This window comes from Phreatobacter sp. (genome assembly GCF_030691135.1).
Lineage (GTDB): Bacteria > Pseudomonadota > Alphaproteobacteria > Rhizobiales > Phreatobacteraceae > Phreatobacter.
This window is the reverse complement of record NZ_JAUYFA010000081.1, coordinates 18,395-27,017: the sequence shown is the minus strand read 5'-3', so window position 1 is coordinate 27,017 and position 8,623 is coordinate 18,395. Positions and strand designations below refer to the sequence as shown.

The 8,623-nt window shown below is 67.9% G+C and carries 8 protein-coding genes and 2 tRNA genes; 5 read left to right on the top strand and 5 right to left on the bottom strand.

What is annotated here, in order from left to right:
• Positions 1-24 precede the first annotated feature (24 nt).
• A tRNA-Met gene (locus tag Q8O26_RS14860) sits at positions 25-101 on the top strand.
• Positions 102-158: 57 nt separating this feature from the next.
• Here Q8O26_RS14860 and Q8O26_RS14855 read toward each other — a convergent pair.
• Positions 159-722, bottom strand: a complete 564-nt coding sequence (locus tag Q8O26_RS14855) for a TetR/AcrR family transcriptional regulator (protein WP_305576927.1) — start codon at positions 720-722, stop codon at positions 159-161.
• Positions 723-805: 83 nt separating this feature from the next.
• Here Q8O26_RS14855 and Q8O26_RS14850 point away from each other — a divergent pair, with 83 nt between their 5' ends.
• The 4 genes from Q8O26_RS14850 (at position 806) to Q8O26_RS14835 (ending at position 3,010) form a co-directional block, all read left to right on the top strand.
• Positions 806-1,537, top strand: a complete 732-nt coding sequence (locus Q8O26_RS14850; protein WP_305576925.1) for a hypothetical protein — start codon at positions 806-808, stop codon at positions 1,535-1,537.
• A gap of 22 nt (positions 1,538-1,559) precedes the next feature.
• Positions 1,560-1,940: a hypothetical protein gene (locus Q8O26_RS14845; protein ID WP_305576923.1), complete on the top strand. Its 381-nt coding sequence runs from the start codon at positions 1,560-1,562 to the stop codon at positions 1,938-1,940.
• Positions 1,934-2,011, top strand: a tRNA-Met gene (locus Q8O26_RS14840). Before Q8O26_RS14845 ends, Q8O26_RS14840 begins: the two co-directional genes overlap by 7 nt.
• Before the next feature lie 291 nt (positions 2,012-2,302).
• Positions 2,303-3,010 (top strand): hypothetical protein, encoded by a 708-nt coding sequence (locus tag Q8O26_RS14835; protein WP_305576921.1) that lies wholly within the window; start codon positions 2,303-2,305, stop codon positions 3,008-3,010.
• 162 nt (positions 3,011-3,172) lie between these two features.
• On the opposite strand, the gene upp is transcribed toward Q8O26_RS14835, so the two are convergent.
• The 4 genes from upp to Q8O26_RS14815 form a co-directional block, all read right to left on the bottom strand.
• Positions 3,173-3,802, bottom strand: a complete 630-nt coding sequence (gene upp / locus Q8O26_RS14830) for a uracil phosphoribosyltransferase (RefSeq protein WP_305576919.1) — start codon at positions 3,800-3,802, stop codon at positions 3,173-3,175.
• Between the two features lie 37 nt (positions 3,803-3,839).
• Positions 3,840-5,066: a URC4/urg3 family protein gene (locus Q8O26_RS14825; RefSeq protein WP_305576931.1), complete on the bottom strand. Its 1,227-nt coding sequence runs from the start codon at positions 5,064-5,066 to the stop codon at positions 3,840-3,842.
• Positions 5,067-5,352: 286 nt separating this feature from the next.
• Positions 5,353-6,606, bottom strand: a complete 1,254-nt coding sequence (locus tag Q8O26_RS14820; RefSeq protein ID WP_305576917.1) for a GTP cyclohydrolase II — start codon at positions 6,604-6,606, stop codon at positions 5,353-5,355.
• 90 nt (positions 6,607-6,696) lie between these two features.
• On the bottom strand, positions 6,697-8,526 hold the full coding sequence (locus tag Q8O26_RS14815; protein WP_305576915.1) for a cation:proton antiporter: 1,830 nt from the start codon (positions 8,524-8,526) through the stop codon (positions 6,697-6,699).
• Positions 8,527-8,623: the final 97 nt, after the last annotated feature.

The window sequence follows — 8,623 nt, the reverse complement described above, 5'->3', positions numbered from 1 at the left end:
CCGTACCGCAAAGACACCGCCTTCCGCGGGGTGGAGCAGCCCGGTAGCTCGTCAGGCTCATAACCTGAAGGTCGTCAGTTCAAATCTGGCCCCCGCAACCAAAACCAAAGCCCCGCACGGCTCACCCCGGCGGGGCTTTTTTGGCGTTCGCGGGGTGGTCAAACACCGCCATGAGCTGCAAGGACGGCGTCGACCGCGTCATGGAGCTTCTGCCGGTAGAGATCGACCGCCGGCTGGTCGCGCTTGTGGCCGATGGCGGCGGCGGTGAGCAGCTGGGCCAGCACGATCGGCGCGGGACCGTCGCCAGCACCCAGAATTTCGACGATCATCTGCTCGAGAGCCTTGAAGGCGGCCGCCATCTCCTCGCGTCCGACCTCGATGCAGCCATCGACGAGGTCGCGGGCCTGCGGTGTCGACATCGCCAGAGCATAGCCGTTCACACACCAGCGATCGAGAACGTATCGCAGCTTTTCGCGCCGGCCGCCAAGCCCTGGCAGAGCCAGGCGGATATCCGCCAGCGCATCCTCGGCCATGCCCGCGATGACAGCCCGAAACACCGCCTCCTTGTTCGGAAAGAGCAGATAGAGGGCTGGTCGCGACATTCCCGCCCGTTCGGCAATGTCATTCATGGTCGTCTTGCGGAAGCCGAAACGCAGGAACGTCTCAAGCGCCGCATTCCGAATCCGGTCCACGCGATCAAAATCGGTCATGGGTCCTGACATGGCCTCTCCTGGCGACCAAAGTCAAAGTACATCTTGACGTTTTTTGTCAATGTGTCATGCCTCGGGCTTTCCAGGAGGCGACGATGACAGATCAAACGACCCGGCGGTCTGACTTCTTCATTTTTGGCAGCGGCAGCGAGGTGATCCGCGCCTTGGTGGCCGAAGAACGGGACTGGTTCACCGCTCATGTCCGTCGCTTCGTCCTGGTGCAGCGTTCGGCCGAGATCGATCCGGTCTGGCGCTCATTCGATGTGGTGGTCGAACAGGCCGACGCCGCCGACCCCAAGGCCTTCCGGGCCAGCCTCGATCGGATCGTGTCCACGCACTGCACGGGTGAGGCGCCCGTCGACGTGTTCCCGACCTATGGAACATTCAATGTCCATGGCGACATGAAGCGCCTGCGATTCGCCTTCACGGATACGGGGTTCCAGATCAATCTGAACAGCCGCCTGCAGGTGATCGATGCTTTCGCGCGGATGGCCAGCCGAACGCGGTTCCATCTGTTCGGCTCGCTGCTTGGCAGCTTTCCGTATATCGGCGATTACGCGGCGAGCATGTGGTACATCAACCAGCTCCCCGGCCATCCCGAATATGCGGATCTGGACCTCAGGGTCTACAATCTCGGCGGCATGAAGACGCGGTTCTGGGATCACGCCGCAGGTCCCGCCAATAATCCCTTCGTCCATGCCGACATTCCCACCCGCTGGCTGCGCGACCGCATCGCGTCGAGCGAGCGCGGCGTCTTTGACTGCTACCCGACCCTGACCTCCCGGGTCGCCATCGCACTCGCCCGCCGCGGGCTCCGCCTCCTCTAGCGCGGCACCAGGTTTCCAGGCGATGTTCCGCATTCTCGCCGTCGCCACGGCCGCCATCACCCTGTTCCTGGGTTTCGCCAATCTGCTGGCGGGACAGTTCGTGGCCGGGCGCTGGGCCCTTGCCGGCGGCGACGGCGTGATCGTCCTCAGTCGCCGGATCGGCGCCCTCTATATCGGGCTGGCGGTGATCTTCATCCTCGCCCGGAATGCGCCGCCCTCCGCCCTGCGTCGCGCCCTGTGCGTCGGCACTGGCCTTGCCTGCATCTTGCTGGCCAGTCTTGGCACTGCAGAGTGGCTGAGCGGGCGCGTGAGCGCCGGAATTCTGTCCAGCGTTGTCGTGGAGGCGGTGCTCGGCTCCGGCTTCCTGTCCTGCGCCATCAAACACGAGAGCCGGAGCGCCTAGGTGGAGCAGCCCGGTAGCTCGTCAGGCGCATAACCTGAAGGTCGTCAGTTCAAATCTGGCCCCGGCAACCAAATCAAAGCCCCGCACGGCTCACCCCGGCGGGGCTTTTTGCTGTCCAGATGCCGGAACCGCACCGCGGAGCGGCGGAATGGGGGGCGTCAGCGGGCGCCCGAGGCAAGCCCCGCCATCGGCTCACCCTCCGTCACGAGGCCTGTCGCCGATGTTAGGGTGAAGCCTTAGGGTAAACAAAGCCTTTCGATTGTCGCCGGGCTGCCTTTGGTTCAATACATTTCCAAGGTGCGGAAGGCACGGGCGCCATCAGCGATCGCCGTTCGCCGGACTTGAGCTCTTGGAGATTGATCATGCGTACCACGATCACGCTCGCCGTCGCGTCGGCAGCGTTGCTTTCCGCCAGCCCGGCCTTTGCCGGCGGCGCCTGCGAGACCTGCTTTCGTCGCGAAGTGCGGCCGGCCCAGTATGGGGTGGTGCACCAGACCGTCCAGACGCGGGCGGCCCAGACGGTCCTCTATCGCGAGCCGGCCCGGCTCGGCGTCGTCCATGAGACGGTCCAGGTGAGCCCTGCCGTCACTGTCGCCCGACGGATCCCCGCCCAGTACGGCGTCGTCCATCAGCACGTCCAGCTGGCGCCCGCCACCCGTGGCTGGCGGACCCGCTACGATGCGCATGGTCGCGAGATCATCTGCGATACCACGACGCCCGCCCGTTACGGGACGATTGCCCGCCACGTGGTGGTCCGTCCCGAGCAGATCGTCCATCAGACCCTGCCGGCGCAGTACGGCACCGTCGCCCGCACGGTCGTCGTGCGACCGGAACGCGTCATCGCGGCGCATGTCCCGGCGCAATACGGCGTCGTGGCGCGCGCGGTTCAGGTGGCGCCCGCCACCGAACAGTGGGTGCAGGTCGGTCGCCAGCGCGGCTACGCCCAGTCGCGCCATCACGCGCACCGGGAGCACTATGGCCAGGCCCGTCATCACGGCCAGGCTCGCCACCACGGGCATCGTGAACATCACGGCCACGCCCGCCGCGGTCCGATCTCGGTCCGCTATTGATTGAAGGTCCGGCGCCGGAGACGACGTTTCGGTCGGCGCTCCGCGCGCAGACAGCATGCCGCCGGCGGCGCGGGTTCCCGCGCTGCCGCAGTCTCGTAACAGCGCAGGCCGCCGAGGAGCAGCGTGTTCCTCGCCGGCCATGCCGCGACGGCCCGCAGAGTCCTATTTGGTGCCGAACATGCGGTCGCCGGCATCCCCGAGCCCCGGCACGATATAGCCGTGTTCGTCGAGATGGTTGTCGATCGCGGCCGTCCAGATGCCGACCTCCGGGTGGTGGGCATGGAAATTGGCGATGCCCTCCGGGGCCGCGAGCAGGCAGACGAAGCGCATATTGCTGACGCCGCGTTCCTTCAGACGATCGACGGCCGCGATGGCGGAATTGGCGGTGGCCAGCATCGGGTCGATGATCACCACCAGGCGATCGGCGACGTCCTCGGGCGCCTTGAAATAATACTCGACCGCGGTGAGCGTCGCGGGGTCGCGGTAAAGGCCGATATGGGCGACGCGTGCCGAAGGCACGAGCTCCAGCATGCCGTCGACGAAGCCGAGGCCGGCGCGCAGGATCGGAGCGAAGACCAGCTTCTTGCCGCCGATCTGCGGCGCCATCATCGTCTGCAGCGGCGTCTCGATCTCGGTCATCTCGAGTGGGAGATCGCGCGTCACCTCATAGCAGAGCAGCATGCCGATCTCGTGCAGGAGCTGGCGGAAGCCCTTGGTCGAGCGATTCTTGTCGCGCATCAGGGTGAGCTTGTGCTGCACCAGCGGGTGATCGACGACGGTGACCTTGTTCATACGCGCCCCTCCAGGCGATCTCGATGTGGGTGCGATCCTAGAAGACGGTGCCGTCGCTGACGACCCTGATCGGTGGGCCGCCATCGGCGCGCCGCTCCCGGGCGAGACGCCGGCCCGCGGCCCAGGTTCCGCCTTCAAGGACACGCGCCAGGGGGAAGTCCGCCACCGACAGGTTAAGCCGCTCGCGCACCAGCGGCGCGATGGCGTCGAGCAGGGCGACGGTGAGGCCGCGCCATTCGACGACGAGTGCGCCGTCGACCCGGTTGTCCGCTGTCGCCATGGCGGGATCGTGCAGGGCGATGACGCCCATGTCCACGAAGAGACCGCCGTTGCGATATTCCGGCAGGCCGGTCAGTCCGTCGACATGGGTGACGGTCAGGCCGGCGCTCTCGAGCGGCTCGATGAGCGAGTAGGACAGCCACTGCGAGAGCTTGTGGAAGGGAATCAGGCCGTCGCTGGCATCGCCGGCGCGGATCAGCGGGTGGTGCCAGCAATCGCCCAGCGCGATGCCACCGAGGGTCACCCGGCTCGGCCAGATGGGCCCGAGATGGGCGAGCACCGCGGCGAGAATGGCGGTGGCGGGCAGGCGTCGGTCCTCGGCCGTCGCGGCGAGATGGTCGAAGAGGCCGCCCGGGCGGGGCGTATCGGCGGTACCGAAGACGTCAGGGGCGCCAGCCGCCGCCTGGCCGAGGCGGGCGAGCAGTGCGGCGCGCCCCTCGAGACCGACCAGCGGATTGTCGGGGCCGACCTGGAAGCCCGCCGCGATGTCGTCGGCGGTGATCGTGGCAAGGCGCGCGGCATCGGCCCGCGGGCTCTGCCCGTCGGCGGCGAAGGCTCCGGCGGCGAACATGCGGAGCGAGGCGACTGCGAGGCCCTCCGATTTCGACAGTTCGGCGCCTGTCGGGCCGTCGCGGTAGCGCCAGCCCATGCCGGCGCCGGCGTCGAGAAGGACGGAGACGATGGCGAGATCGAAGGCGGTGCGGCCGCGTTCGGCGGGGTCGGCGACGGCCGAGATCAGTTCGGCGCCGAGATCCCGGCCGCCCGCGACGAAGTGACGCCAGCGCGCATGGAAGGGAATGACGAGGTCGGGATAGTTCGCCCGGATGACGTCGACGACGACATCGGCCGCTGCCGGCAGCCGGTCCATCGCCACGCTGAAGGCGGTCAGGCGACCGTCGAGGCCGAGATCCAGCATCTTCGCGGAGCGCTCGCGGACGGCGGAAGCGGTGAGCAGCGCGCGGGCGGCCCGCGGCGCATCGAGCATGGCGAAGGCCATCAGCAGGGCTCCGGCTGGAATGTCAGGGCGCCGTCGGCCCTGCGCCAAGGAAGTGCGTCCTTCGAGGCTCGGCACCGAACGATGCTGTCGCATCGCCGGGGGCCTCGCACCTCAGGATGAGGAGGCTTGTGCCTTGCACCGCCGCCGGATCGGGTAGGGCTGCGACCCGGATGCCGGATCACGCTGCAGAACGCATCCATCCTCATCCTGAGGTGCGAGGGCGTCAGCCCGAGCCTCGAAGGACGCACTTGGGTCGTGCAGGAGCGACGCATCATCAGAAGTCTTCGATCTTGCGGCCGACGACACGGGTGAGGTCGTCCGCCGAGGGGGCCGGCTCCGGCGTGTAATAGCCGGCGGCTTTTTTCGCCTCCATCTCGACGGAAGCGTCGGTGGGAACGAGATCGTCCGGGATCGGCACGCGCTCGACGACGTCGATGCCGGCTTCCACCAGCGCGTCGTATTTCATGTTCGACATCGACATGAACCGGTCGATGCGACGGATGCCGAGCCAGTGCATGACATCGGGCATGAGCTGCTGGAAGCGGGCATCCTGCACGCCGGCGACGCATTCGGTACGCTCGAAATAGGTGGCAGCCTGGTCGCCGCCCTCCTGGCGCTTGCGGGCATTGTAGACGAGGAACTTCGTCACCTCGCCGAGCGCCCGGCCCTCCTTGCGGTTGTAGACGATGAAGCCGACGCCGCCGTTCTGGGCGTCGCGGGCAGCCTCCTCGATGCCGTGCACGAGATAGGGCCGGCAGGTGCAGATGTCGGAGCCGAAGACGTCGGAGCCGTTGCATTCATCGTGGAGGCGGCCGGAGATGAAGGTGGCGGGATCGCCGAGCCTGGCGACGTCGCCGAAGAGATAGACCGTGGTATTGCCGATCGGCGGCAGGAAGACCGCGATATCCGGACGGGTGACGAGTTCGGGATACATGCCACCGGTCTGTTCGAAGAGCGTCCGCCGGAGGTTGGTTTCGGACGTCCCGAAGCGTTCGGCGATGCCGGGCAGATACCAGACAGGGTCGATGGCGATCTTGACGCAGGCAATGTCGCCGCTGGCGCGCACGATCGTTCCGTCGGCGGGAAGCCGCTTGCCGATGTCGTGCTGCAGTTCCGGCAGAGTCAGCCGGGCCTTGGTGATGGCGATGGACGGGCGGATATCGACGCCCTCCGCAATGTCGCGGCCGAAGGCCTCGCCGACGAGGTGGCCGAAGGGGTCGATGGAGACGATGCGTCCCGGCTCCGACCATTGCGGGAAGGGGCCGATGTCGACGACCGGATGGGTGTTGGTGAGGTCCGGCCGCTGGATCGGGTTGAGGGCGCCCGCCGAGACGGCGAGCGCGCGGTAGAGGGCGTAGGATCCGCCATGGGTGCCGATGGCGTTGCGGTCCGAACCGGAGTTGACCGTGGCGACGACCGCCCCCCGCCCCTCGGGCGTCGCGGCGCCCCAGTTGACCTTGAAGCGTGACGCCGTGCCGGCGCCGGGATGCGAGGTCAGCCTGATGTGACCCGACTTGTTGACGCTCATCCTGTCCTCGACGCCGAACGGCCCTGCGGAACGGATACGGCCCCCCGTCGAAAAATGGCGGAGGGCCGTCAGTGAGCGCGGGATGATGGCTCAGCTTCGCGGCGGCGGCAAGGCCTGTCCGAGGGTTGCGGCGTCGGGGTGGGCCGTGCGGACCGCATTGCGCACGCGCGCGTCGTCGATGCCGGCCTCCTGCAGCTCCTTGCGGAAGATGTCGCGCCGCTCGTGGACGGAGGCGATGACCTTGCCGGCGGGCACGCCGAGGTCGAAGAGAACGGCCTCGGACAATTGCAGGCTCGCCTCGATCGTCTCCGGTACCGCGTCGGTGACGCCGAGGCTGTAGAGCTGCTTGGCGTGGTCGGCATCGCGCGCCCGGGCGATGATGGTCAGGGTCGGATTGAGGGCGCGGGCGATCTGCGCGATCTCGTCGAGGGCGCCGCCGGTGTGGAGCGTGAGGACGAGCGAGGCCGCGTCCCGGATCCCGCATTGCTCCAGGAAGAGCTCGCTGTTGGCGTCGCCGAAATAGACGTTGTGACCCTGCCTGCGCAGATGGGCGATCTCGCGTGGATCGCTGTCGACGGCGAGGAAGGGCACCTGGTGGCGGGCCAGCATCTCGCAGACGAGCTGGCCGACGCGGCCATAGCCGACGACGATGACGCGCTTGCCGGCGGCGGCCGGCGGTCCGACCTGCAGTTCGGGATCGGGCGGCGCCTTCACCGCCACACGGTCGGCTATCCATCCGCCGAGGCGGTCGAGCAGCGGGACGGTCGCCATGCTGATCGCCGTCATGGTGATGATGAAGGCGCCCGTCTCGGCGCTGACGACACCGGCAGCGGTCGCCTGGCCCATGGTCACGAAGGCGAATTCGCCGGCCGGGCCGAGCAGCAGGGCCGAACGGATCGCCACCAGCCAGCTCAGGCCGAAGGCGCGCACCAGGGGCACGATGATGACGATCTTCACGGCGATCAGGGCCGTGACCGCGAGGGCGTAGGCCATCGGCGCGCCGACGAGGGCGCCGAGGTCGATCGACAGGCCGACCGAGAAGAAGAAGGCACCGAGCAGGATGCCCTTGAACGGCTGCAGCGTCGCCTCGATGGCGCGGCGGTACTCGGTCTCGGCGAGGAGGAGGCCGGCGACGAAGGCTCCGAGCGCCATGGAGACGCCGAAGGCCGCGGTGACGACGGCGGTTCCCACCACGATCAGGATGGCGGCCGCCATGAAGACCTGAGGCTCGTGCAGCGCCGACACCTGGCGCAGGAAGGGCCGCAGGACCCGGCGGCCGACGGCGACGACAAGGAGAATCGCGATGGCGCCCTGGCCGATGGCCATGGCGAGCCCGAGCGCCACCGAACCCTCCTGGCGCTGCGAAAGGGCGCCGATCAGGAACAGCAGGGGGATGACCGCGAGGTCCTGCATGAGCAGGACGGCGAAGGTGGTGCGGCCGCTGGTGGTGGTGAGGCGCTTCTGTTCGGCAAGGTGCTCGACGACCACCGCCGTGGAGGAGAGGGCGAGGGCGCCGCCGACGAGCACGGCCGCCGCCACCGGCTGGCCGACCCACCACGCGACGAAGGCGATGACGGCTGCCGTACCCACGACCTGCAGCGAGCCCAGCCCGAGAACGAGGCGCTTCATGCGGGTGAGGCGCTCGTAGGACAACTCGAGGCCGATCAGGAAGAGCAGGAAGACGACGCCGAGTTCGGCGAAGGTGCCGATCTGCTTGCTGTCGGAAACGGTGACCCAGCTCAGCCAGGGAAAGGACCCGGTCAGCCCGCCAAGCGCCGTCGGCCCGACCAGGACGCCGATGCCGAGGAAGGCGAGGGCCGGGCTGATCCCCAGGCGCTTGAGCAGCGGCACCGTCACCGCCGTCGATGCCAGAATGATCAGTACATCCTTGTAGGCGGCGAGTTCGACCGCTGCGGCCATAGGTCTTCGGTCCCCGGACAGGTGCGAGCGGCAGAGTGTAACGCGCAAGCCGAACTCATAGCCGCCCATGCGGCATCATGTCCATCGAGACGACCCT